The organism is Streptomyces sp. NBC_00102 (assembly GCF_026343115.1).
In the GTDB taxonomy this organism is placed as follows: domain Bacteria; phylum Actinomycetota; class Actinomycetes; order Streptomycetales; family Streptomycetaceae; genus Streptomyces.
In genome coordinates this window covers 62,757-86,603 of the sequence record NZ_JAPEMC010000007.1, presented here as the reverse complement: position 1 = coordinate 86,603, position 23,847 = coordinate 62,757, and the positions used below count along the sequence as shown (strand labels likewise).

The 23,847-nt window shown below is 70.5% G+C and carries 14 protein-coding genes and 2 pseudogenes; 8 read left to right on the top strand and 8 right to left on the bottom strand.

Annotated features, from left to right (window positions below):
* Positions 1-93: 93 nt before the first annotated feature.
* A pseudogene (locus OHA55_RS35995) lies at positions 94-1,116 on the top strand (PleD family two-component system response regulator); the annotation flags it as partial.
* A 48-nt stretch (positions 1,117-1,164) separates the two neighbouring features.
* On the opposite strand, the gene OHA55_RS35990 reads toward OHA55_RS35995, so the two are convergent.
* From OHA55_RS35990 to rhaI, 3 genes are all read right to left on the bottom strand, one after another.
* Positions 1,165-2,661, bottom strand: coding sequence for a rhamnulokinase family protein (locus OHA55_RS35990; RefSeq protein ID WP_266714655.1), 1,497 nt, complete (start codon positions 2,659-2,661; stop codon positions 1,165-1,167).
* Positions 2,662-2,877: 216 nt separating this feature from the next.
* Positions 2,878-4,923: a bifunctional aldolase/short-chain dehydrogenase gene (locus tag OHA55_RS35985; RefSeq protein ID WP_266714653.1), complete on the bottom strand. Its 2,046-nt coding sequence runs from the start codon at positions 4,921-4,923 to the stop codon at positions 2,878-2,880.
* A gap of 84 nt (positions 4,924-5,007) precedes the next feature.
* Positions 5,008-6,174, bottom strand: a complete 1,167-nt coding sequence (gene rhaI / locus OHA55_RS35980) for an L-rhamnose isomerase (RefSeq protein ID WP_266714651.1) — start codon at positions 6,172-6,174, stop codon at positions 5,008-5,010.
* A gap of 353 nt (positions 6,175-6,527) precedes the next feature.
* Between rhaI and OHA55_RS35975 the strand changes: the two genes are divergently transcribed.
* The 6 genes from OHA55_RS35975 (at position 6,528) to OHA55_RS35950 (ending at position 12,961) form a co-directional block, all read left to right on the top strand.
* Positions 6,528-8,057 (top strand): sugar ABC transporter ATP-binding protein, encoded by a 1,530-nt coding sequence (locus OHA55_RS35975; RefSeq protein WP_266714649.1) that lies wholly within the window; start codon positions 6,528-6,530, stop codon positions 8,055-8,057.
* The gene (locus tag OHA55_RS35970) at positions 8,054-9,109 is read left to right on the top strand and encodes an ABC transporter permease (protein ID WP_266714647.1); all 1,056 of its coding nucleotides are present in this window, start codon (positions 8,054-8,056) and stop codon (positions 9,107-9,109) included. The genes OHA55_RS35975 and OHA55_RS35970 overlap by 4 nt, the downstream gene beginning before the upstream one ends.
* Positions 9,102-10,169 carry an ABC transporter permease gene (locus OHA55_RS35965; RefSeq protein WP_266714645.1) on the top strand — a complete coding sequence of 356 codons (1,068 nt, stop codon included), beginning with the start codon at positions 9,102-9,104 and terminating at the stop codon, positions 10,167-10,169. Before OHA55_RS35970 ends, OHA55_RS35965 begins: the two co-directional genes overlap by 8 nt.
* A gap of 163 nt (positions 10,170-10,332) precedes the next feature.
* Entirely contained in the window at positions 10,333-11,418 is a 1,086-nt protein-coding gene (rhaS, locus tag OHA55_RS35960) for a rhamnose ABC transporter substrate-binding protein (protein ID WP_266714643.1), read from the top strand.
* Between the two features lie 66 nt (positions 11,419-11,484).
* Positions 11,485-11,805: an L-rhamnose mutarotase gene (locus tag OHA55_RS35955; RefSeq protein ID WP_266714641.1), complete on the top strand. Its 321-nt coding sequence runs from the start codon at positions 11,485-11,487 to the stop codon at positions 11,803-11,805.
* Positions 11,806-11,932: 127 nt separating this feature from the next.
* Positions 11,933-12,961, top strand: a complete 1,029-nt coding sequence (locus OHA55_RS35950; protein ID WP_266714639.1) for a LacI family DNA-binding transcriptional regulator — start codon at positions 11,933-11,935, stop codon at positions 12,959-12,961.
* Positions 12,962-13,043: 82 nt separating this feature from the next.
* Here OHA55_RS35950 and OHA55_RS35945 read toward each other — a convergent pair whose 3' ends face one another.
* Together OHA55_RS35945 and OHA55_RS35940 are read right to left on the bottom strand one after the other, a co-directional pair.
* Positions 13,044-13,682 carry a DUF998 domain-containing protein gene (locus OHA55_RS35945; protein ID WP_266714637.1) on the bottom strand — a complete coding sequence of 213 codons (639 nt, stop codon included), beginning with the start codon at positions 13,680-13,682 and terminating at the stop codon, positions 13,044-13,046.
* A gap of 149 nt (positions 13,683-13,831) precedes the next feature.
* Positions 13,832-15,703, bottom strand: coding sequence for an ABC transporter ATP-binding protein (locus OHA55_RS35940; RefSeq protein WP_266714635.1), 1,872 nt, complete (start codon positions 15,701-15,703; stop codon positions 13,832-13,834).
* Between the two features lie 408 nt (positions 15,704-16,111).
* On the opposite strand from OHA55_RS35940, the pseudogene OHA55_RS35935 reads away from it, so the two are divergent.
* A pseudogene (locus OHA55_RS35935) lies at positions 16,112-16,369 on the top strand (Cmx/CmrA family chloramphenicol efflux MFS transporter); the annotation flags it as partial.
* 109 nt (positions 16,370-16,478) lie between these two features.
* Here OHA55_RS35935 and OHA55_RS35930 read toward each other — a convergent pair.
* The 3 genes from OHA55_RS35930 to OHA55_RS35920 all read right to left on the bottom strand — a co-directional run bounded on the left by OHA55_RS35930 (position 16,479) and on the right by OHA55_RS35920 (position 23,600).
* Positions 16,479-18,341: an ABC transporter ATP-binding protein gene (locus tag OHA55_RS35930; protein WP_266714663.1), complete on the bottom strand. Its 1,863-nt coding sequence runs from the start codon at positions 18,339-18,341 to the stop codon at positions 16,479-16,481.
* A gap of 601 nt (positions 18,342-18,942) precedes the next feature.
* A complete protein-coding gene (locus OHA55_RS35925) occupies positions 18,943-22,224 on the bottom strand; it encodes a GH92 family glycosyl hydrolase (RefSeq protein WP_266714633.1) in 3,282 nt (1,093 codons plus the stop codon).
* 863 nt (positions 22,225-23,087) lie between these two features.
* Positions 23,088-23,600, bottom strand: coding sequence for an SMI1/KNR4 family protein (locus OHA55_RS35920; RefSeq protein ID WP_266714631.1), 513 nt, complete (start codon positions 23,598-23,600; stop codon positions 23,088-23,090).
* Positions 23,601-23,847: the final 247 nt, after the last annotated feature.

The following is a 23,847-nucleotide window of genomic DNA, read 5'->3' as shown; positions in this document are numbered from 1 at the left end:
CCTCGCCCGGCTGGCCGACGCGTTCGGGACCTTCCCGGAGCAGGACCCGGCCCCGGACGAGTCCCCCCACAGGGCCGAAGAAGGCGGCACGAGATGAGTCCCCAGCCGCACGCGGACAGTGCGGTCGCCACGGTCATGGTTCTCGACGACAACGACACCAATCGTTACATCGTGGGAAGTTGGCTGCGCCGCGCCGGACACACGGTCGTGGAGGCAGCCGACGGCGCCGAAGGCCTCGCGCTGCTCGCGAAGTCGCCCGACGCACTGCTGCCCGAACTGGCGATCGTCGACGTGAAACTGCCGGACATGAGCGGATTCGAGGTGTGCGAGCAGATCAAGGCCGACCCCCGGACCGCCCATCTGCCCGTCATCCACGTCTCGGCCACGGCGATCGAGGTGAGCGACCGCACCCAGGGGCTGCACCGGGGTGCCGACGCCTACCTCAGTGAGCCGATCGCCCCGGACGAACTCCTGGCGACCGTCACCGCCGCCCTCCGGTACGCCCGCGCCCGCCGCCGTGCCGAGCGGCTCGCGACCCGGGTCGCCGCGCTGAACAGCAGCACCCTCGCCGTGTACGGGGCGAGGGACGGCGAGTCCTTCACCCACGCGGCGGCGGCAGGAGCCGCCGCGCTGATGTACTCGCCCGCCGTGGCCGTCGCCCTCAGCCCCGACGGGCAGACCGTCAACCTGGTGCCGCGGCAGGCCGGCCGACCCCGAGGAGCCGGAGAGCCGCCGGTCACCCTCGCGCACGGCGACCCCCGCCTGCTGGACTTCCTGTCGGAGAAGGCCCTCGGCGACGGTACCGGCACGGAGATCGCCGTCCTGTCGGGCGCCGAGTGGAGAGAAGCCGCCTGCCGGTACGGAAACCGCCACTCCGACGTCTTCCCCGACCGGGTGGCGCTGGTCCTGGCCCGCACCAAGCGGGGCCGCCCGCCGGTCGCGCTCGCCGTCGACGCCGCGACACTCGTCGGCGCCGACGACCGCGAGCTGCTCTCCCAGCTCGCCCAGGCGTGTGCCCTGGCCCTTGAGGCGCTGCGCAGCCACAGCGAGGAACACGCCCTCGTGCTGGCGCTGCAGCGCACGTTCCTGCCGGACCGGCTGCCCGACGTGCCGGGTACGGCAGCTGACGACCGCTCTCCGTCGCCGGTCCCGGCCGGACGGCGGTCACCCGCCGGTGTGACCGGCCAGCCGGGCGGCGGCCGCGTCCCAGGCCGCCGCGTCGCCACTGGGGCTGTAGTGCCGCAGGTGCTGGGTGGCCGCGACGAGACGGCGCATCGACGCCAGGTCCCCGACCAGCCCGGCTGCCCTGGCCTGGACGAGGATGTTGCCGAGCGCGGTGGCCTCGGTGGGGCCGGCGACGACGGGCAGTCCGGTGGCGTCGGCGGTGAGCTGGCAGAGCAGGTCGTTGCGCGAGCCCCCGCCGACGAGGTGGACCCGGGTGATGTCACGGCCGGCCAGCTCGGCGGCCTGACGCAACGTACTCCGGTGGGCCAGGGCGAGGCTCTCCAGGATGCAGCGGACCAGCGGCCCCTGGCCTTCGGGGACCGGCTGGCCGGTGCGGCGGCAGTACTCCTGGATACGGCCGGGCATGTCGCCCGGGGCCATGAACTCGGGGGCGTCCGGATCGATCACGGCCGTGAACGGCGTGGCGCGGGCCGCCTCCGTGAGGAGGGTGGGGATGTGGGCCGGCAACCCCTGCCGCTCCCAGGTCCGCCGGCACTCCTCGAACAGCCACATGCCCATGATGTTCCGCAGATAGCGGACGGTGCCGTCGATGCCGCGCTCGTTGGTGAAGTTGGCTGCCCGGGACGCCTCCGTCAGTACCGGCGCGTCCAGTTCGAGGCCCGCGAGCGACCAGGTGCCGCAGGAGATGTAGGCGAAGTCCGGCTCGGTGGCCGGGACCGCGACGACGGCGGAGGCGGTGTCGTGCGAGGCGACCGTGGTCACCGGGGTCCGGGGGTCCAGACCGGCGTACGCGGCGACGTGCGGCAGCAGCGTGCCGGCAGGGTCGCCCGGTGCCCGCAGCGCGGGCAGCAGTGCGGGGTCGATCCCGAGCCGTTCGAGGACGTCCTGGGACCAGCTTCCGGTGCGGGCGTCGAAGAGACCCGTGGTGGAGGCGTTGGTCTCCTCGGCGCCGACGGAACCGGTCAGCCAGTGGACGAGCAGGTCGGGGACGAGCAGCAGCCGGCGTGCTGCGCCCAGTTGGGCGCTCCCGGCGGCGGAGGCGAGCTGGAACACGGTGTTGAACGGCAGATGCTGCAGACCGGTGATCCGGTACAGCTCCTCGGGCCCTACCGTCGCCCACACCCGCTCGGCCACGCCCTCGGTCCGGGTGTCCCGGTAGTGGTGGGGCGAGCCGAGCAGCGCGCCGTCCGCATCCAGGAGCCCGTAGTCCACGGCCCAGGAGTCCACGCCGATGGAGCTGACACCGCCGGCCCGGGCCGCTTCGCGCAGCCCGTCGAGCACGCCCTGGAAGAGGGCGAGGACGTCCCAGCGCAGTCCGTCGGGCAGGCGCACGGGGGTGTTGGGGAAGCGGTGCACCTCGGTGAGGTCGAGATTGTCCGGGCCGACCCGGCCCAGGATCACCCGTCCGCTGGTGGCGCCCAGATCGACCGCGGCGAACGCGGAACGGAAGGCCGAGGAGGGTGGTGTGGTGGTCACGGGGATAGCCTCCGCGGCGAACGGCTGATCGTGGATCAGGTGAACGAGATACGAGCGGGGAGCGGGGAGTGCCGCCGGGGGCGTGCGGCCCGGGGTGTGCGGCCCGGGGGTGTGCGGCCGGGGGGTGCGGCCCGGGGTGTGCGGCCCGGGGTGTGCGGCCCGGGGAGTGCCGCCGGGGGGTGTCCGGCCGGAGTCAGGCGGACACCCCGACCGGGGTCAGCGCAGGAAGGCCGCCGCCACTCCCGCGTCGACCGGGATGTGCAGCCCGGTGGTGTGGGTGAGGTCGCCGCCGGTGAGCGCGAAGACCGCGCCCGCGACGTGCTCGGGCAGCACCTCGCGCTTGAGGATGGTGCGCTGGGCGTAGAACTCGCCGAGCTTCTCCTCCTCGATGCCGTACGTCGCGGCGCGCTGGGCGCCCCAGCCCGCGGCGAAGATGCCCGAGCCCCGCACGACCCCGTCGGGGTTGACGCCGTTGACGCGGATGCCGTGTTCGCCGAGTTCGGCCGCGAGCAGCCGGACCTGGTGGGCCTGGTCCGCCTTGGTGGCGGAGTAGGCGATGTTGTTCGGTCCGGCGAAGACGGCGTTCTTGGAAGCGATGTACACGATGTCGCCGCCGAGCCCCTGCGCGACCATGACGCGGGCGGCCTCGCGGGAGACGAGGAACGAGCCGCGGGCCATGATGTCGTGCTGGAGGTCCCAGTCCTTGGCCGTGGTCTCCAGGAGCGGCTTGGAGATGGAGATGCCGGCGTTGTTGACGACCAGGTCCACCCCGCCGAAGGCGAGCGCGGCGGCCTTGAACGCCTCGGTGATCCGCTCCTCGGAGGTGACGTCCACCGTGACGGCCACCGCCTTGTCGGGGCCGCCCAGTTCCTCGGCGACGGCCACGGCGGTCTCCGCGTTCAGGTCGGCGACGACGACGCAGGCGCCCTCGGCGACGAGACGGTGCGCGATGGCCTTGCCGATGCCGCTGCCGGCACCCGTCACCAGCGCGATCCGGGTGGCGAGAGGCTTGGGCTTCGGCATCCGCTGGAGCTTGGCCTCCTCCAGCGCCCAGTACTCGATGCGGAACTTCTCCGACTCCTCGATGGGCGCGTAGGTGGAGACCGCCTCGGCGCCGCGCATCACGTTGATCGCGTTGAGGTAGAACTCCCCGGCCACCCGGGCGGTCTGCTTGTCCTTCCCGAAGGAGAACATGCCGACGCCCGGCACCAGCACGATCGCCGGGTCGGCCCCGCGCAGGGCGGGGGAGTCCGCGGTGGCGTGCCGGTCGTAGTAGGCGCGGTACTCCGCCCGGTACTCCTGGTGCAGCTCCTTCAGCCGCGCGACCGCCTCGTCCAGCGGGGCGCCGGCGGGAAGGTCGAGGACCAGCGGGCGCACCTTGGTACGGAGGAAGTGGTCCGGGCAGGACGTGCCGAGGGCGGCCAGCCTGGGGTGTTCGGCCCGGGAGACGAAGTCCAGTACGGCCTCGGTGTCGTGGAAGTGGCCGACCTGCGGGCGGTCCTGGGAGGCCAGGCCGCGGATCACCGGGGCCAGGGCGGCGGCGCGCTCCCGGCGCTCGGCCTCGGGCAGCGGCTCGTACCCCGCGAGCACCGGGCCGAAGGGCTCGGCCCTGCCCTTCCGCGCGAGGTACTCCTCGGCGGTGCGGATGATGAAGAGCGAGTTGGCCTCGCACTCCTCGGAGGTGTCGCCCCAGGCGGTGATGCCGTGGCCGCCGAGGACGCAGCCGACGGCCTGCGGGTTCGCCTCCTTGACCGCGGCGATGTCCAGGCCGAGCTGGAAGCCGGGGCGGCGCCAGGGCACCCAGACCACCTTGTCGCCGAAGCAGTCGGTGGTCAGCTTCTCGCCGTCCGAAGCGCAGGCCAGCGCGATGCCCGAGTCCGGGTGCAGATGATCCACGTGCGCGGCGCCGACCAGGCCGTGCATCGCGGTGTCGATGGAGGGGGCCGCCCCACCCCTGCCGTGCAGGCAGTAGTCGAAGGCCGCGACCATCTCGTCTTCGCGCTCCACCCCCGGGTAGACGTCCTTGAGAGCGAGCAGCCGGTCCACCCGGAGTGCGGCCAGACCCGTTTCGGTGAGGGTGCCGAGGTCGCCGCCGGACCCCTTGACCCAGAGGAGCTCGACGTCGCCGCCGGTCGCCGGGTCGGTCCCGGTGCCCTTGGCGGAGGTGTTGCCGCCCGCGTAGTTGGTGTTGCGCGGGTCGGAGCCGAGACGACGGGACCGTGCGATCAGTGCGGCGGCCGTGGTGTGCGTGGCGGAGGCCATGACGGGAGTCCTTCGGGATCTGGGGATGCGGGAGAGCGCGAGCAGGGTGGAGAGCCGGAACGGCCGCGGTGTGCGGCGGCGGGGTCAGGCGCCCCAGCCGGCCTGGTCGCCGCCGACGCGGCCGGCCGCGAGCTTCTCCTGCCAGCCGGACGTGCGGTACGCGGCGACCGGATCGGGCGCGAGGCCCTGCTCCTGGCGGAGTTCGCGCAGCAGGGGACGTACGTCGGTGTTGTAGGCGTCCATCAGTACCTCGTTGGCGCCGAGTACGTCACCGTCGCGCTGGGCGGTGGCCAGCGCGTCCACGTCGACGAGCAGGGCCTTGGCCGTGGCCTCCTGGACGTTCATGACCGAACGGATGACGGCCGGGATCTTCGCCTCGATGTTGTGGCACTGGTCGAGCATGAAGTTGACGTCCCGCTCGGGGTCCAGCCCGCCGTTCTTGACCACCTCGTGCATGATCCGGAAGAGCTGGAAGGGGTCCGCCGAGCCGACCATCAGGTCGTCGTCCGCGTAGAAGCGGGAGTTGAAGTCGAAGGCGCCGAGCTTCCTCTCGCGCAGCAGCGTCGCGACGATGAACTCGATGTTGGTGCCCGGGGCGTGGTGCCCGGTGTCCACGACCACCTGCGCCTTCGGTCCCAGCTTGAGGCAGTGCGCGTACGCGGTGCCCCAGTCCGGCACGTCCGTCGTGTAGAAGGCGGGCTCGAAGAACTTGTACTCCAGCAGCAGCCGCTGGTCGTCGCCGAGGCGCTCGTACACCGCGGCCAGCGCCTCCGCCAGCCGGTCCTGGCGGGCCACGATGTCGTCCTGGCCGGGGTAGTTGGTGCCGTCCGCGAACCAGAGCTTCAGGTCCCGGGAGCCGGTCGCGTCCATGATGTCGACGCACTCCAGCAGATGGCTCAGGGCCTTGGCGCGGATCTTCGCGTCCGGGTGGCAGACGCTGCCGAGCTTGTAGTCGTCGTCCTGGAAGGTGTTGGAGTTGATCGCCCCCAGCTCCAGGCCGCGGTCCTTCGCGTACGCGGCCAGCGCGGCGAAGTCCTCCACCCGGTCCCAGGGGATGTGCAACGACACCACGGGCGCGATCCCGGTGAACTCGTGCACCTTCGCGGCGTCGTCCAGCTTCTCGTAAGGGGTCCGGGGCACGCCGGCCTGCGCGAACACCTTGAAGCGGGTACCTGAGTTGCCGTAGCCCCAGGACGGTGTCTCGATCCGCTGGCCGGCGAGTACGGCCTTCACTTCGGCGATGTCAGGCATGTCCACCTCGGGATGTGCGGGCGGCCCGAGCAGCAGCCGCCGGGAAGAATTCAATGAATCGATTCATTGCGTGGGAGAAGTTAGTGCCCCGCGAGGAAGCCGTCAAGGGTTCCGGCGAGGTGGCGGGCGTGTTACCGGATCGTGTTTTCGCTCCGGCCACAACAGCCTCGCTCTTCCCGCGTGCGCAGTTCAGGCCCGATGGGTGCTGGACCCGACGGGTGTGCCGGATGTTTCGGCGCGTTCGGTGCGGAACACCCCTTGACGTGTTCGACGGGGCGGGGCTAGCTTCCCGGCAACTCCACTGAAACATTTCATGTCGGGCCTTCCGTCCGACACAAGCACGGGAGAAATCCATGACGCACCCCGAACCGGAGACGACTCCGGTGCTCGCACTGGAGGGGGTGAGCAAGTCCTTCGGTGCCGTCCGGGCCCTGCGTGGCGTGTCGCTGCGGCTGTACGCCGGAGAAGCGCACGCCCTCGCCGGCGAGAACGGCGCCGGGAAGTCGACCCTGATCAAGGCACTCGCCGGCGTGCACCGCCCCGACACGGGCACCGTCCTGCTGGACGGCGAGCCCGTCGAGTTCCACGGTCCGGCCGACGCACGCGACGCGGGAGTCGCGGTGATCTACCAGGAGCCGACTCTCTTCCCGGACCTGTCCGTCGCGGAGAACATCTTCGTGGGCCGTCAGCCCCGCCGCTCCCTCGGCCGGGTGGACCACCGTGCGGTCAAGCGGGCCGCCGCCGAGCTGTTCGAACGCCTCGGCGTCGACCTCGACCCCGACCAGCCCGCCCGCGGCCTCTCCATCGCCGATCAGCAACTGGTAGAGATCGCGAAGGCGTTGTCCTTCGATGCCCGCGTCCTGATCATGGACGAACCCACCGCCGCGCTCACCGGAAGTGAGGTCGCCCGACTGTTCGGCGTCGTCAGGGCGCTCCGCGCCGAGGGAGCGGCGGTGCTGTTCATCTCGCACCGCCTGGAGGAGATCTTCGCGCTCTGCCAGCGCGTCACGACCCTTCGCGACGGCGCCTGGATCTCCAGCGAACCGCTCGACGGTCTGGGCGAGGACGACCTGGTGCGCCGCATGGTCGGCCGCGACCTGGAAGAGCTGTACCCCAAGCAGGTCACCGAGATCGGCGAAGTCGCCCTCAGTGTGCGACGGCTGACCCGCGAGGGCGTCTTCACCGACGTTTCCTTCGACGTACGCCGCGGCGAGATCGTCGGCCTCGCGGGACTGGTCGGCGCGGGCCGCAGCGAAGTGGCCCGCGCCGTGTTCGGCGTCGACCGGTTCGACGGCGGCGAGGTCCAGGTCCTCGGCAAGAAGCTGGCCTCCGGGGCCCCGAGTGTCGCGATGGCCGCCGGACTCGCCCTCGTACCCGAGGACCGCCGGGCCCAGGGCCTGGTGATGGACATGTCCATCGAACGCAACATCGGCCTCACCGGCTTCGCCGAGACCACCCGCGCCGGACTGATGGACCGCGGCGCCGAGCGCGACCGCGCGGTCGACTGGGCCGTCAGGCTCCAGGTCAAGTACGCCCGCCTCGCCGACGTCGTCGGAACCCTCTCCGGCGGCAACCAGCAGAAGGTCGTCCTCGCCAAATGGCTGGCGACCCGCCCGCAGGTGCTCATCGTGGACGAACCCACCCGCGGCATCGACGTCGGCACCAAGGCCGAGGTGCACCGGCTGCTCTCCTCCCTGGCGGCCGAGGGCGTCGCGGTGCTGATGATCTCCTCCGACCTCCCGGAGATCCTCGGCATGGCCGACCGCGTGCTGGTGATGCACGAAGGACGGCTGACCGCCGAGATCCCCCGGTCCGAGGCGACCGAGGAGACCGTGATGGCGGCGGCGACCGGCCGTGCCGCCCGAGGAAGGAACGCGGCATGACCATGGCTGCAGAGCCGGTGCGGCACGAACCCGCACCCCAGTCCGTCGCCTCACGGCGACTCGTCGACAAGGTGTTCAAGGCCCGCGAACTGGCCGTCGCCCTCGTCCTCGTGGTGATGCTCGGCGTCACCCAGCTGTCCAACACCGAGTTCCTGTCCGAGCAGGGCATCAAGGACCTGATGCTCAACGCGACCATCCTGGTCCTGGTCGCCGTCGGCCAGGCGGTCGTGGTCATCACCCGCAACGTGGACCTCTCCGTCGGCTCGGTGCTCGGCATCTCCGCCTTCGGCGCCGGCGTCCACCTCCAGGGCGGCGGAAGCCCCCTGGTGGCCGTCCTGATCGCGGTCGGCCTCGGCATCCTCTTCGGCGTCCTCAACGGAGCCCTGGTCAGCCTCGGCAAGGTGCCCGCGCTCGTCGTCACCCTCGGCACCCTCTACATCGTCCGGGGCATCGACTCCATCTGGGTCGGCTCCCGCCAGATCACCGCCGACGCCCTCCCCGACGGATTCGTCGCCTTCGGGCACGACGGGATCTGGGTGCTGCCCTACCTCGCCCTGCTCGCCGTCGTCGTGCTGGTCGCCGTCGCCTACTACCTGCGCAGCTACCACAGCGGACGGGACCTCTACGCGCTCGGCTCCAGCCCCGAGGCCGCCCGCCTCGCCGGCATCCCGGTCCGGGCCCGGATCATGACGGCGTACGTGCTCTGCGGCGCGCTCGCCGGACTTGCCGGCGCTCTCTACCTCGCCCGCTTCGGCAACGTCGACTCCGCCACCGGCAACGGATACGAACTCACCGTCGTCAGCGCCGTCGTCGTCGGCGGCGTCGCCTTCACCGGAGGCTCCGGCACGGTCTACGGAGCCGCCCTCGGCGCCCTCCTGCTCACCTCGATCAACAGCGTGCTCCCGGCCATCGGCGTCAGTTCCGTCTGGGTCACCGCGATCAACGGCTTCCTGCTGCTGCTCGCGATCGCCGCAGACCGGATCCTGGCCCTGCGGGTGGCCGCCGGGCTGCGCAAGAAGGCCGCACAGATGAGGAGCGCCCGCCATGCCTGACACCACCCAGAACGCGTCCGCCCGGCCCCCGGCCCCCGGCCGGCCCCCGACGCTCGCGAGCCTCGGCGGAGCGGTCCGCTGGGACACCGCTGTCGGTGTCCTGCTGGTGACCCTGCTGATCTGCTCGTTCTCCTTCGTCGACAACTTCGGCAACGCGCTGAACCTGTCGTTCCTCATCGGCAACACCCTGCCGATCGCACTCATCGCCCTGCCCATGACCATGCTGGTGGTGTCCGGAGAGGTCGACCTCTCCGTCGGCTCCACCGCCGGCCTCTCGGGGGCCGTGATGGGGGCGCTCTGGAACAACGGCATGGCCATCGAGACGATCATCCCGCTCTGCCTGGTGCTCGGCGTGGTCTGCGGCCTGGTCAACGGAGTGCTCGTCACCCGGCTCGGACTGCCCTCGCTCGCCGTGACCATCGGCACCATGGCGGCCTACCGGGGCATCGCGCAGATCGTCCTCGGCTCCGACTCGGTCACCGACTTCCCCACCCAGTACCTCGACTTCGGCGCGGGCCGCATCGGCGACACCTTCATCCCGTACGCCGCCATCCCTTTCGTCGTCCTCCTCGTCGTCGCCGTGCTCGTCCTGCACGCCACCCCGGTCGGCCGCTCGCTCTTCGCCACCGGAGCCTCCGAGGACGCGGCCCGGTTCTCCGGAATCCGCGTCAAGCGCCTCAAGCTCTCGATGTTCGTGACCACCGGTGTGATCTCCTCGCTCACCGGCGTGTTCTGGGCCCTGCACTACGCCAGCGCCCGCTACGACAACGCCACCGGGCTCGAACTCTCCGTCATCGCGGCCGTGCTGCTCGGCGGCATCGACTTCGACGGCGGCAAGGGCACCCTCGGCGGCGCCATCGCCGGTGTGCTGCTGCTGGGCACCCTGCAGAACGTCATGAGCCTGGTCAACGTCTCCGCCCAGTCCCAGATCGTCGTCACCGGCGTCCTGCTGGTGATCTCCGTACTCGCCCCCCGGGTGGGCCGCCAGGTCGTCCAGGCGCGGGCCCGCAGGAGAACAGCCGCCGCCACGAACGGTGTTCCCTCGCCCGGCACCTCCTGACCGCCGGCACCCGAGCTTCCCCTACCTCTCCGTACGCCCGCACCACCTCGGGCGCGCTCAGCCCTGCGCAGTCACCTCTTCATCAGTGTTCGTCGGCTTTCGTCACCGTTCGGGCATCCGCCCGTCAGCCCCCTGCCGCTCGCGGCAGCGAAAGGAATCCACCATGTACGGCACCTCCAGAAGCGTCCGGCTGACCGCCGCCCTCGCCACCGTCGCCGCCCTCGCACTCGGCGCCACCGCCTGCTCGGGCACCACCAAGGACTCCGCGAGCAAGGACGCCGGCCCGGCCGCCGCCACCGGCAAGGCAGATCCGAACAGCGCCATCAAGAAGGGCCTCACGGTCGCCTTCCTGCCCAAGCAGGTCAACAACCCCTACTTCACCACCTCCGACAACGGCGGCAAGAAGGCCCTGGACGAGCTCGGCTCCACCTACAAGGAGGTCGGCACCAGCAGCGGCACCGACACCTCGGGCCAGGTGAGCTACGTCAACACCCTCACCCAGCAGCAGGTCAACGCCATCGCCGTGTCCGCACAGGACCCGGGGGCCCTGTGCACCGCCCTCAAGCAGGCCATGAAGAACGGCGTCAGCGTCGTCACCTACGACTCCGACACCCAGGCCGACTGCCGCCAGGTCTTCGTCTCGCAGGCCAGTGCCGAGGACCTCGGCCGCACCCAGATCCAGCTGCTGGCCAAGCAGATCGGCGGCAAGGGCGAGATCGCGATCCTCTCGGCGGCCCAGACGGCCACCAACCAGAACACCTGGATCGACTTCATGAAGGACGAGCTGAAGAAGCCGGAGTACAAGGACATCAAGCTCGTCAAGACCGCGTACGGCGACGACGACGCCCAGAAGTCCTTCCAGCAGACCCAGGGCCTCCTCCAGGAGCACCCGAACCTGAAGGGCATCGTCTCGCCCACCACCGTCGGCATCAAGGCCGCCGCCCAGTACCTCGCCGGCTCCAAGTACAAGGGCAAGGTCAAGCTGACCGGCCTCGGCACCCCCAACGACATGCGCGCCTACGTCAAGAACGGCACCGTCGAGGGCTTCGAGCTGTGGGACCCGGCCAAGCTCGGCGCGCTCGCCGCCCACACGGCCGTCGCCCTGCAGTCGGGCCGGATCACCGGCGCCGAGGGCGAGACCTTCGAGGCCGGCGACCTCGGGTCGTTCACGATCGGGAAGGACGGCGTCGTCCTGCTCGGCAAGCCGACCGTCTTCACCCAGGACAACATCGACCAGTTCCAGTTCTGATCCCGCCGAAGCCGTGGGGCCGCGACCGCCGGTGGCGGCCCCACCCCGTCCGAGAAAGGTGTCACCGTGCAGCGCGTCTGCTTCCTGCTGAAGGTCCGGGCCGAGCGCATCGAGGAGTACCGCGAACGTCACCAGCCGGTCTGGGCCGAGATGCGGGCCGCCCTCACCGAGGCGGGCTGGCACAACTACTCGCTCTTCCTCCGCGAGGACGGGCTGCTGGTCGGCTATCTGGAGACCCCCGACTTCGAGAGGGCCCGCGCCGCCATGGACGCCACCGAGGTCAACGCCCGCTGGCAGGCTCAGATGGCCGACTTCTTCGAGGCGCTCGACGGACAGGCCCCCGACGCGGCCATGCGACCGCTCACGGAGGTCTTCCACCTCGTCTGAGGACCGGGACGGACGTCACGGGCAGGGGCCAGGTCGGGCAGGGGCCAGGTCGGGCAGGGGGAGCAAGCCCTCCGGGCGGTATGAAGCCCGCAGGGGAGACCGCGTCACGAAAGAACGGATGGGACCGGTGGCGGCAGCCGCACGGGCGGTGAGCATCAAGGACGTGGCACGCGAGGCGGGGGTCTCCGTGGGCACCGTCTCCAACGTGATCAACCAGCCCGAACGCGTGTCGGAAGAGACCCGGCGGCACGTGAAGGGGGTCATCGCGGCCCTGGGATACGTACGCAGCGAACACGCCCGTCAGCTCCGGGCCGGACGCAGCCGCATCATGGCGCTGCTCGTCCTCGACATGGGCAACCCGTTCTTCGTCGACATCGCCCGGGGAGCCGAACGCGCCGCCCGGAACGCCGGCCTGGGGGTCATGGTCTGCAACAGCGACCAGAACCCGCAGGACGAGGCGGAGTACCTCGGACTCTTCGCCGAACAGCGCGTCCGCGGAGTGCTGGTGACCCCGGCCGACTCCGAGGGGAGCAACCTTCGCGAATTCCGCCGCCACGGCATCCCCTTCGTGCTCGTGGACCGGGTCGCCGGGGGCGACGACGGCTGCTCCGTCTCCGTCGACGACGTCGCGGGCGGCGCCCTGGCGATCCGTCACCTGACGGCAGCGGGCCACCGTTCCCTCGCCTACGTCAGCGGACCGGACCACCTCAACCAGGTGCGGGACCGGCGGACCGGCGCCCTCACCGCGCTCGCCGAGGCCGGGCTGCCGCCCGAAGCCCTGCGGGAGGTCCCCGCCGCGCGTCTCGACGTCGCCGCCGGACGGGACGCCGGAGCCAGACTACTGGGCCTGGCCCCGCGCCCCACCGGCGTCTTCTGCGCCAACGACCTCCTGGCACTGGGGGTGTTGCAGTCCCTGTACGCGGCCGGGGTCCGGGTCCCCGAGGACCTGGCGATCGTCGGGTACGACGACATCGAGTTCGCCGCCGCGGCGACCGTCCCCCTCACCTCGGTACGCCAGCCCGCCCTCACCATGGGGGCACGGGCCACCGAACTGCTGCTGCGGGAGTCGGCCGAGGAGGCGTTCGCCCACCGGCACGAGCACGTCGTCCTCCGGCCGGAACTGGTCGTGCGCCAGTCCACTCTCGTCCCGCGCTGATCCCGTCACGGGGTTTCGCGGGGCTCGCGCGCCGTTGCTCGTCCAGCACGAGGGGAACGGCCGGCCGGAAAGACCGACCCGGTCAGCGGCCGGTCCCCTGGCCGCTGATCCGCCGGGCACAGGAGAGGACCACCACCAGGGGCCAGAACGACTGGGCGAACGTGATGACGCGCTCGGCCGCTCCGGCGATGTCCAGCACGAAGAGGGCGAGCAGGAACCACCCCCCGCCCAGCCACATCAACGTGGTCGCACCGACCGAGGGGCCCGGCCGCAGGCCCCACGGCACGGACCCGCCGGAGAGGGGGACGAGCCGCCCCGGCGGCCCCTGCGCGCTCCGGCGCGCGGCCAGCACCGGCCACAGCGCCAGCAGCGAGAAACCCACCGTCACCACCACCCCGTGCGCGAACGAACCGCCGCTGACCGGTGCCGGGAACAGCGCCAGCAGCATCGCGGCGAGCCCGCCACCCGCCAGCGCCACCCTGCCGAACGGTGCGGCGGGACGCAGCCCGCAGGCGGTGAGCACATGACAGACACCCAGCGCGACCAGCGCCGACGTCATCACCCAGTAACCGCGCGTGCCGTCCGCGGCGAGGATGCTGATGGTGGTCGAGGCGGGGTCGTAGCGGGGCCCTTCGAGTTCCGCCGAGACCGACCAGCCTCCGACGAGCAGGATCGGAGCGCACACCGAGGAGAAGAGAACCCACCAGGGGACATATCGCATCGGTGAACGGTAGAACGGCCACCGTCCACGATTCCCGCTGTACACGCAGGCGGCAGTGGCGATCAGCCGGGCGGACGCCCGGCCGCCGCCCCGTTCTCCCCACGCCCCGGGAGGGAGACGGGTGCCGGCGGCGGCGCCGCCCCTCGGGTTCAGCGCAGCTCGGCCTCCACGACGGCTCCGGCCAGGGATTCCCCGGCAGCGTCGACGACGGGTCCCGCGGTGTCCGTCTCGTCGAGGAATCCGCCCGACTGGTGCTGCCACAGCTTGGCGTACGCACCGCCGGCGGTGAGCAACTGCTGGTGCGAGCCCTGTTCGACGATCCGGCCCCGGTCGAGGACCACGAGCCGGTCCATGGTGGCGACGGTGCTCAGCCGGTGCGCCACCACGAGGGCGGTCCGGCCGTCCATGAGCCGCCACAGGGCGTCCTGGACCAGGATCTCGCTCTCGGAGTCCAGGGCACTGGTCGCCTCGTCGAGCAGCAGGATCGGGGCGTCCCGGAGGATCGCCCGGGCGAGGGCGACCCGCTGGCGCTGGCCGCCCGAGAGCTTCACCCCGCGCTCTCCCACCATCGTCTCGAAGCCGTCCGGGAGCGCGTCGGCGAACTCCGTGACGTGGGCCGCCTCGGCCGCCCTGCGGATCTCGGCGTCGGTGGCGCCGGGCCGGGCGAAGGCGATGTTCTCCCGCAGCGTGCGGTGGAACATGGCCGGGTCCTGCGGGACGTACGCGATCCGGCTGCGCAGGTCGGCCCGGCGCAGCTTGCTGATGTCCTGACCGCCGATCAGGATGCGGCCCCCGTCGATGTCCGCCATCCGCAGCAGGAGCCGGGTGAGCGTGGTCTTGCCGCCGCCGGACCGGCCGACGAGACCGATCTTCGTCCCTCCCGAGACGTCCAGTTCGAGCCCTTCGAAGAGCGGTTTCCCGCCCCCGTGGGCGAAGGTCACCTTCTCGAAGCGGACGTCCGCCCCCCGGGGCAGCAGCGGTTCGGGATCCGGCGGGTCGAGGACGGTCGGTGGCTCCAGCAGCAGTTCGGTGAACTGCGCTGCCTCCGTCATCGAGCTCTCCAGACGGCGGTAGATCTGATTGAACTCGAACATGATCCGGGTGGCGTTGGCGTAGTAGGTGAAGGCGACGATGATCGCCTCCACCCCGAGGTTCCCGTCCGCGAGCGTGATGGCGAGCACCAGGCCGATCACGTTGGTCAGCACGGAGAGCGGCGCCACCAGGGTGTCGATACGCAGGTTCCCGTAGTCCCACGAACGCACCATGAGCCGGGACAACTCCGCGACCCGGTAACGGTGTTCGGCGGCCTCGCGGTCCTCGGCGGCGAAGGCCTGGACCGTCTCCATGTTCGTCAGGCTGTCGGCGACGTGGCCCGACACCCGGGCGACCGCCTGCTCGCGCTTGGCGACGATCGCCTGACGGCGCCGGATCAGTGGCATGACGATCAGCGCGGTGAGCGCGATGAGCGTCAGCAGACCGACCACCAGCATCGGGTCGTAGCTCCACAGCACCACCGAGGCGAAGGTCAGCGGCACGAGGTTGCCCATGATGGAGAACGTCAGCGTGTCGACGAACTCCTCGAAGCGGGAGGCGAAACTCAGCACGCGCTTCGTCAGCGATCCGGCGAAGTTGTCGTGGAAGAACGCGGAGTCCTTGACGAAGATTTCATCCATACCGGTGACGTAGAGGCGTGCGATGCCCCGGGCTTCGACACGGTTCAGGCAGTGCAGCCCGATCCGCCACAGCGTCTCCGAGAACAGCAGGACCCCGGCGAATCCGAGGACGTACGGCAGCATCGGGCCGGCGCCGACTCCTTCGCCGCCCTTCCCGGCCACGTGACCCACGAGCTTGGCGACGATCAGCGGAGCGATGTAGTAGAGGCCGATATTGCCCAGGGCCGGCAGCAGTAGGGTCGGTGCTGCCAGCCATCGGAGGCGGGAGAGTTCCCGGATGTAGTAGCGGAGGGCGAGGAGCACCGAGCCTTTGCTCGGTAGGCCTTCGCCTTGTTCTTTTGATCCCATCGCGACCCGTTTCGTCGTGTGGTGAATGAGCAGAGCGGAGTCTTGCGCAGCCGTCACTGCCGGGTCCAAGGGTTTTTGTCCAGTTCTGTCGCCTGGAACGGCTCCGTGGAGTGACGCCGAGCGACCTCCATGGCGGCTTTCCCTGCCAGGTGTGCCGCCCGTGCGCGGGGGCGAGTGCGGCCTCCGTACGGGACGCGGCCCAGGGTGGGAGCCCCTTCGGTCGCCGAGGGGCGCCCGGTGTCCCGGCCGATACCGGGGTCACCGACCGGCGGGGCCGACTCCGTTTCGGCGGAGGCCGATTGTGGCTGAATGCGGTCGGTGGACGCTCGGCCGGGGTGACGGTGGCAGCGGATCGTGGTCCCGGCGCAGGACACCGCCCCGTCACTCGAACGAGTGGCGGGGCGGGGGCTCACCTCGGCCTTCGCGATCGGCATGGTCGTCGGCGCTCCCCTTGTGGCCGCGCTTGCCCGCAACTGGCCCACGCGCTCCAGCCTTCTCGGATTCATCCTTGCCTGTGCGGCAGCTCACGCTGCGGGGGCCATCTCCGGGAGCTTCCCGGTCATGTTCGCCACCCGGGCCGTTGCCGCGCTCGCGAACGCAGGGTTCCTTGCCGTCGCTTTGACGGCTGCCGCTGCCCTGGTCCCGCCCTACAAGAAGGCACGTGCCTGGCCCGCGCCGGGCGGACCTGGGCGGACCCGGGCGGACCCGGGGAGGCGCGGGGAGGCACGGGCTGAACCGGGCTCTGCTGAGTGCGGCACGGCCCAGCCCTCGCGGGTCACACCGGAGTCCCGTCCTTCCGGCCGTCCGCCTCGGAGGTGACCTGGTAGGAGAGCAGCTGCTGGAACAGGCCGGGTTGTCCGGCGAGTTCGGAGTAGGTGCCCTCCTGGACGATCCGGCCCTCGTCGAGCACCACGATCCGGTCGGCCACCGCCACATTGGTGATGCGGTGGGTGACCAGCAGAACCACCCGGTCCCGGGCCAGGTCCCGCAGTCGCTGGAAGATCCGGTACTCGGCGCGGGGGTCGAGGTTCGCGGTCGGCTCGTCGAGCACCAGCAGTCCGGCCTCCCGGAAGAAGGCGCGGGCGAGGGCGATGCGCTGCCACTGGCCGCCGCTCAGTTCCTCCCCGTTGAGCCACTCCCGGGCGAGGAGGGTGTCCAGGCCGGAGCCGAGCCGGCCGATCACCTCGTCGGCTCCGGCGGCCTCGCACGCCTCGCGCACCGCCGCGTCGCCCCGCGCGGTGGGCTGTCCCTGGTTCACGTTCTCGCGCACGGTCAGCGGCCAGTGCGCGTAGTCCTGCGGGACCAGGGCGACCTGTCGCCAGAGGGCCTGCGGGTCGGCGTCGTCGGTGGGCGTACCGTCCCACAGCACCTGACCGTCGGTCGGCAGGTACAACCCGCTGACCAGCTTCGACAGCGTCGATTTGCCCGATCCGTTGAACCCGACCAGGGCCGTGACCTCGCCCCGCCGCAGCGTGAGGGAGATGTCGGAGAGCGCGTCCCGGTCCTTGCCCGCGTAGCGGTGGGTGACCGACGCGATCTCGATGGTCTTCGGCGGCTCCGGGCGGTGGGAGCCCCGGCGCATGCGGTATCCGCCGGCCTTGTCCAGGAAGCCGCTCCAGTCGTCCATGTACAGGCCGGTCCGGATGGCACGCGCGCCGACGGCCACCAGCCCGCGGACCGACTGGCCCACCGTCTGCAGGGCGAAGACGGCCGTCCCGGCGTGCCCGACGGTGATACGGCCCGTGGTCAGCAGCCAGGCGACCGCGGCCCACACGACCGCCGAACCGAGGCCACCGCACAACGCGCCGACCAGGGACATGCGGGCGCCCTGGTCCGCCGCCGCCCGGTCCTCCCGGTTGATCCGGGCGACCGTCTGCCGGTATCGGCCGGACAGGAAGCCGCCCATGGTGCCGGCCCGGATCTGATCGGCCGCGTCCTTGGTGTAGATGTGCCAGCGCAGCACCGACAGCATCCGCTGGTCGCCGTTGCTGCGGAGGTTGGCGAGGTACCGCACACGGGCCGCGCTGACCTGTGCCAGGGCCTGCGGGAGGCTGGCCGCGACGAGGAGCGGCAGGAGCATCCAGTGCACACCGGCCAGGACGATCGCCCCGGCGAGGAAGCTGGCGGCCGAGGCGATGAGGTCCTGGCCCTCGTCGATCAGGTCGCCGGTGACCTGTGCTCCCCGGTCCGCGGCCTCGCGGTCGCGGTTGAAGTCGGGGTCGTCGTAGGCGCGGAGTTCCACCTCCGAGCAGCCGGTGAGCAGCATCTGCTCGGCCTCGCGCGACATGAGCGGGCCGAGACGTGAGGACAGCCAGGCGACGGTGATCCCCAGCAGGGCGCGCGCCCCGGCGGTGCCGGCCAGCAGGAGGACGGACGGCCACGCTTCGAGGAGCCGGTCGTAGACGTCGCCGCTGGTGAGCAGCGCGGTGAGGGTGCCGCTGATGGCGATCAGGCCGAGGGCCTGCAACACTCCGGCGGCTGCCTGGCAGAGCAGCAGGCCGGTGGTCGCCCGCCGGTCCACCCGCCAGGCGAGCGCCAGTGAGCGGCGCACCAGTTGGGGCAGCCGCCGGGCCATGTCGCGCATCCGGATGGAGCGCCCGGCGGCTTCCCGGCTGCCGGTGAGGTCGACGTACCGCATCTGCGGCTGCTCGGCCGCATCCGTGCCGGCAACGGGGCTGGTGCGGGTCGTCCGGTCCGCAGGCGCGGGGGTGGCACGCGGCGCGGGAACGCCGTCCTTCGACGCGTCGGCCGGCCCGCTCATGCGGCCCACCTCGCGTCCACGCGTACGGAACGGGAGGCGTCGGCGGTGCGGTGCGCGTCCACTCCGGGACGCACTCCCGAACCGGTGGGCCTGTGCGCGGGAACAGGGAGCGGGGCGTGCTCGAACTCCGATGGCAGTGGGTTTCTGTGCCGTGCGGTGGTCATGGAAGTCCCCTTCGACAGTCGTTCCGGCCGGGTTCGTGAGGCCTAACGACAGGGGCGGAGCTTCGAACGCGTGTATTTCGGTCGGTCCCCGGCACCCCGGCACCGGGGCCGCACCAGCGTGCCGGGTACATCCACCCGTACGCCGCAAGGGGCCCTGGAAGAAGCAGAGTTGGCCGAAACGCCGACAGCCCGGCTCGTGCTCCCACAGGCCGGTGCCCGCCTGCCGGGCAGTGCGCCCGAACACGGCGAACGGGCCGCCGCACCGGGGGAGTTCCCCGGACGCGACGGCCCGTTCACGTGAACAGAGGCAGGGGTCAGGCGGTGGCCACCGCGAAGACGTGGATGATGCCGCCGCTCGTGGTGGAGGGGAGCGTCACGCTCGCCAGCCGCTTGCCCGCCTGGAGCGCGATCGGCGCGGAGGAGAAGACCTCCGTGCCCACCGGGTCCTTGCCGCCGCCCTGGACGTCGCGGTACGCGGTGTGGACCGCGACCGTGTTGCCGTACGAGGGCTGCTGGGAGCCGCCGCCCAGCGTCCAGTCGCTGAAGCCGATGTCGGCCTGCTGCGTGGTGCCGTCGGTGTACGTCAGCGTCAGCTTGCCGGCGGCCGCGCCCTCGGCGGCGCTGCCCAGCAGGCTCAGCTTCGTGTCGCCCTCGGCGGAGGGGACGTTCAGCACCTGCGGGGCGGTCCCGGTGACCTCGATGTTGTCGGGGTCGCCGGTGCCCGCCTTCGGCCAGGTGAAGTCGAAGCCGTTGGAGGAGACCGTGCCGCCCGGCGTGGTGCCCGCCGCCGCCAGCGCGGCGGCCGAGTAACTCCAGCCCTCACCGTCGAAGTTGGCCTGCGGGTTGGTGTCGTCGGTGGAGATGCCGGTGCTGTTGCGGTTCCAGAGCATGCCGTTCTTCTCGGCGACCGTCACCGCGAACGACGTCTTCGGGAGTTCGGCGCCGTCGGACGACTTCAGCGTCACCGGGACCGTGTAGTGGCCCTCGGCGGTGTCCGCCGCAGCCGAGACAGCGAGCTTCGCGCTCACCGAACCGCCCGCCGGAACCGTGAAGTCGCCCTCCGCGGGAGTGACGGTGACACCGGCCGGAGCCGTCGCGGTCCAGTGCACCGAGGTGGACTCGGTCTCCAGGGTCTGCACCTTGACGGTGGTCTCCGCACTGCCCGAGCCGGGCTCGACCTTCACCTGCTCCGGGGTGGCGCCGGTGAAGTACTTCACGCCGCCGCCGGGGAAGGACGGCGGGGCGTCGGCCGCCGCGCTGCCCCAGGTGGTGTCCGCCGTCGCGCCGAGGGTGTAGTCCAGCGTGCCGCCACGGGTGACGAACGAGGCCGGGACCCACGACTTGTCGGTCTTCTTGCCGTCGACCTTGAGGCCGTGGATGTAGCTGTTGGCCGCGGAGGCGGCCGGCGCCTTGATCGTGATGGTCTTCCCGTGGCCGGTGTGCACCACCGCGTGCGGGAAGAGCGGAGCCGTCAGGACCAGGTCGGCGCGGCTGGGGTTCTGCGGGTACATGCCCAGCGCCGAGAAGACGTACCAGGAGGACATGGTGCCGGCGTCGTCGTTGCCGGGAATGCCGCCCGGGGTGTCGGTCCACAGCTGGTCCACCTCGGCGCGGACCGTCTCCTGCGTCTTGTACGGGGCTCCCAGGTAGTTGTACAGGTACGGGGCGTTGATGTCGGGCTCGTTGGTCGCGTCGTAGCGGGTGGCGTCCTTCGCCGTGAAGTCGAACTTCCCGTCCGGGGTGCGGAAGAAGGCGTCCAGTCGCTTCGCCGCCGTCTCCTTCCCGCCCATCGCGCTGGCGAGACCCGCGACGTCCGAGTAGACCATCCACGTGTAGCGCGCGCTGGAGCCCTCGACGAAGCCGGTGCCGGTGCCGGGCGTGAACGTACCGGCCCAGGTGCCGTCGGCCTTGCGGTCGCGGATGTAGCCGCCGTCGGCGGTGGCGTTGGCGTCGAAGACGTTCGACCAGTTGCCCGAGCGCTCCAGGAACTTCTTCGCGTCGGCGGTCTTCCCGGTCTGCCGGGACAGCTCGGACAGGCCGTAGTCGGCCGCCGCGTCCTCCAGCGTCTCGGCGGCGCCGCCCCAGCAGTGGCAGCCGTCCGCCGGTACGTAACCGAGCTCCAGGTACTTGTCGAGCGCGGGCCGCTGGCCGACGCACTCGACGTTGCAGCCCGAACTGTCGGAGTCGTTGGCCGTCGGGACCGTCGCCGCCGTCACCAGGGACTTCAGCGCCCCCTTGACGTCGAAGTCGTGACCGCCGAAGGCGTAGATCCCGGCGAGCGCCGCGTCGGACGGGTCGCCCGACATCACGCTGGTCTTGCCGTTCTCCAGCAGCCAGCGGTCCCACTCGCCGCCGTTCTGGCCCGCGTAGTTGTAGAGGGACTGCGCGTAGTCGCTGCCCGCCCGCGGGTTGATCAGAGTCATCAGCTGAACCTGCGCGCGGTACTGGTCCCACCCGGAGAAGGTGCCGTACTGCGCCTTCTGCCCCTTGGCGAGCCGGTGCGGCTTGCGGTCGGAGCCGAGGTAGCGGCCGTCGACGTCGCTGGTCAGGGTGGGCTCCAGCATGGAGTGGTAGAGCGCGGTGTAGAAGGTGGACCGCTGGGCGTCGGTGCCGCCGCCCACCTCGATCGCCTTCAGCGCCTTGTTCCAGTTCTTGGCGGCCTGCTTCTTGACGGAGTCGAAGCTCTCGTGCCGCCCGTTCTCCGCCTGGAGGTTGCCCTCCGCGTTTTCGGCGCTGACGTAGGAGACGGCGACCTTGGCCTGTGCGCTGGTGGTGCCGTCGGCGAAGGTGATGTACGCCCCGGAGCCCTTGCCCGCCACGGGGTTGCCGGACGAGCTGTAGCCCGTACCGCCGGAGGCCGAGGTGGACCCGGGTGCGACGGTGTCGTCCGTCCAGGTGCCGACCTTCGCGAAGTCCTTGTCGAAGTGGGCGGTGAAGTAGAGCGTGTAGAGGTCCTTGCGGTTGTTCGCGCTCTGCGGACCGCAGAAGTTGCCCGCGGTGACGGAGCCCGTCACCGTCCGCGCGGCCTTGTCGATCTTGACGGTGGCGGCGGTGCTGCCGCTCTCCGAGTTCGACGTGCGGAAGAGCATGCTGGCGGGCTTGTCCGCCGGGAAGCCGAACTGCCCCGTGCCGGTACGGGCGGTCGTGGTGAGCGCCGCCGAAGCGCCGCTGGCCAGGCCCACCTTGTAGTAGCCGGGGGTGGCCGTCTCGTCCGCGTGCGAGAAGTTGCTCGCGTACTTCGCGTCGGTCGCGTCCGAGGTGGGCGAGGTGTCGACGTCACCCACGTACGGCATGATCGGGATGTCGCCGTTCGCACCGGAGCAGCCGACGCCGTTGAGATGGGTCAGGCTGAAGCCGCGGATCTTGGTCGCGTCGTACTGGTAGCCGCCGGGAGCGGGGGTCGAGACCTGCTTGCCCCGTGAGTTCTGCGGGCTCCACGCCAGCATGCCGAACGGCTGTACGGCGCCCGGGTAGGTGTTGCCCGCGTTCGCGGTGCCGATCAGCGGGTGGACGTACGACACCGGGTCCTTGACGGTGGTGTACGAGGATGCCGCCGCTGCGGGCACGGCTGTGACGGCCAGCCCCAGTGCGGCCATGGCGGCCACCGCGACGCAGCGAGAAGCTCTGAGCCCGGGGTGCGTCGGACGGTTGTGCGTGTCTGACACCGATCCTGCCCTTCGTGTGTGACGGACGGTCAACGGGCGGGAGCGGAAGCACCGTTGGCTACCCGGGTCATCCTGTCCCGACAACGTTGTCAACGACGGGAGGATGCTCCTCCTGCCGCACCGGGGTGTCAAGGCCCCGGTGAGTTCTTCGCCCGTGACCTCCACGCCATGGGGGAGGGATACCGCGCTGGAGGCGCATGGGGAAACCGCCTTCGCACAGCCCGCAGTTGGACATCGCCAACTTGATGTCGCGTGTGAAAGGGCTGGTGTGACCCGTTCTCGGGGTGCTCACGCCGGCCGTGGGCGGTTGGCCGGTGTGCAGGTCGTTAGTCAGTAGCCGGCTTGGCGGAGTCGTGTCGCCCCTTCGCGAAGGGTGGATTCGCACCTGGGACCATGAGCGGATGTCTGAGGAAACGAACCTGATGTCCAGCCTGTGGCCGCTCGTGCCGTCCGGGGCCCCCGGCTGCTGGAGCTGTGCGGCGACGGCCTCACCGGGTTCATGCCTCCGGCGATGCCTGAGCGGTGTGGGTGTTCAACGCCGAACTCGCCGTCGCTGAACGCGTCCTTGAACGGATGACCGGGCAGCTCGCCGAGGAACGCCCTCCGCCAGGTCGATGCCCGGGCAGCACGTTCCCGCCCCGACAAACAGCACCATCACGACCGGAGCCGTGGAACCCGGCGCCCACCCGACGCGACAGCCGGGTCGTCACTCTGCCCACAGTCAGTACAACAACCCGAAACGGACCACCAGTTGCACTGATGAGCCGTCACGAAACTTCGAGTTAAAAGAGGATTCAGATTTCTCGCCAACTGGTGAATTCATGCGGCTCCTCTCCTGTGCCTGTCATGCTAAACGGCTCAATAACTCCTTCGAGTACAGAAAGAATGAAGTCCACCATCCCTCCGTCGAAAAGCACCCACCGACTCTCACCGTAGGCAATCTGTCTGCGCCAGACGGCCACTCGCCATTCGTCAGCGTTGCCGCAGGCTAGCCAATACGCTCCATCACCGCTAGCCGTCTGGGCGAAGAGTATCAACCTTGGAGTAACTCCTCCGGGCAACTTGGTCGCCAGGTCCGCCTCCTCCTCAGGGGGAATGCGATGATCATCACCTAGGGGGAGATCGCCATAGCCAGAGCCATGTACCGGCGGTGTGATCACTGCGACATATTCATCAATTTCACCCCCTCCATAGAGCGCAACGAAACTTTTGTAGTCTTGCGGTAGTTCCGATACACCTGTGGTCCGAACCTCCCCCCAGTCAATGACATCCCCGCCTGCAATCGGCGGTGGAAGAATCAGCTGCAATCGAGAGATGGAAGACAACTTGACCCGCCTACTTGAATTCATCAATTGGGTTCTCCGGGAAATGGCACGTCACGTCCGGTACGGCTATCTATGGACAGTCTCAGGTTTTCCACCCTCCCTCCGGGGTGTTCACGAGGTTGGGCGCGAATGTCGAGTTCGATCCCGTAGCCTCACCATTTCATCCCAGGCAGTATGAGACATATCGAATGCGTAAGGAACCGTTCTGTCCCCTCATGCCTTGGCGTCA

Bases quoted from the DNA above. Each gene is read 5' to 3' on its own strand.
- OHA55_RS35945 (WP_266714637.1), bottom strand. From the start codon at position 13,682: ATGCGATATGTCCCCTGGTGGGTTCTCTTCTCCTCGGTGTGCGCTCCG.
- OHA55_RS35965 (WP_266714645.1), top strand. From the start codon at position 9,102: ATGCCTGACACCACCCAGAACGCGTCCGCCCGGCCCCCGGCCCCCGGC.
- OHA55_RS35975 (WP_266714649.1), top strand. From the start codon at position 6,528: ATGACGCACCCCGAACCGGAGACGACTCCGGTGCTCGCACTGGAGGGG.
- OHA55_RS35930 (WP_266714663.1), bottom strand. From the start codon at position 18,341: ATGCGGTACGTCGACCTCACCGGCAGCCGGGAAGCCGCCGGGCGCTCC.
- OHA55_RS35940 (WP_266714635.1), bottom strand. From the start codon at position 15,703: ATGGGATCAAAAGAACAAGGCGAAGGCCTACCGAGCAAAGGCTCGGTG.
- OHA55_RS35970 (WP_266714647.1), top strand. From the start codon at position 8,054: ATGACCATGGCTGCAGAGCCGGTGCGGCACGAACCCGCACCCCAGTCC.
- rhaI (WP_266714651.1), bottom strand. From the start codon at position 6,174: ATGCCTGACATCGCCGAAGTGAAGGCCGTACTCGCCGGCCAGCGGATC.
- OHA55_RS35985 (WP_266714653.1), bottom strand. From the start codon at position 4,923: ATGGCCTCCGCCACGCACACCACGGCCGCCGCACTGATCGCACGGTCC.
- OHA55_RS35925 (WP_266714633.1), bottom strand. From the start codon at position 22,224: ATGGCCGCACTGGGGCTGGCCGTCACAGCCGTGCCCGCAGCGGCGGCA.
- rhaS (WP_266714643.1), top strand. From the start codon at position 10,333: ATGTACGGCACCTCCAGAAGCGTCCGGCTGACCGCCGCCCTCGCCACC.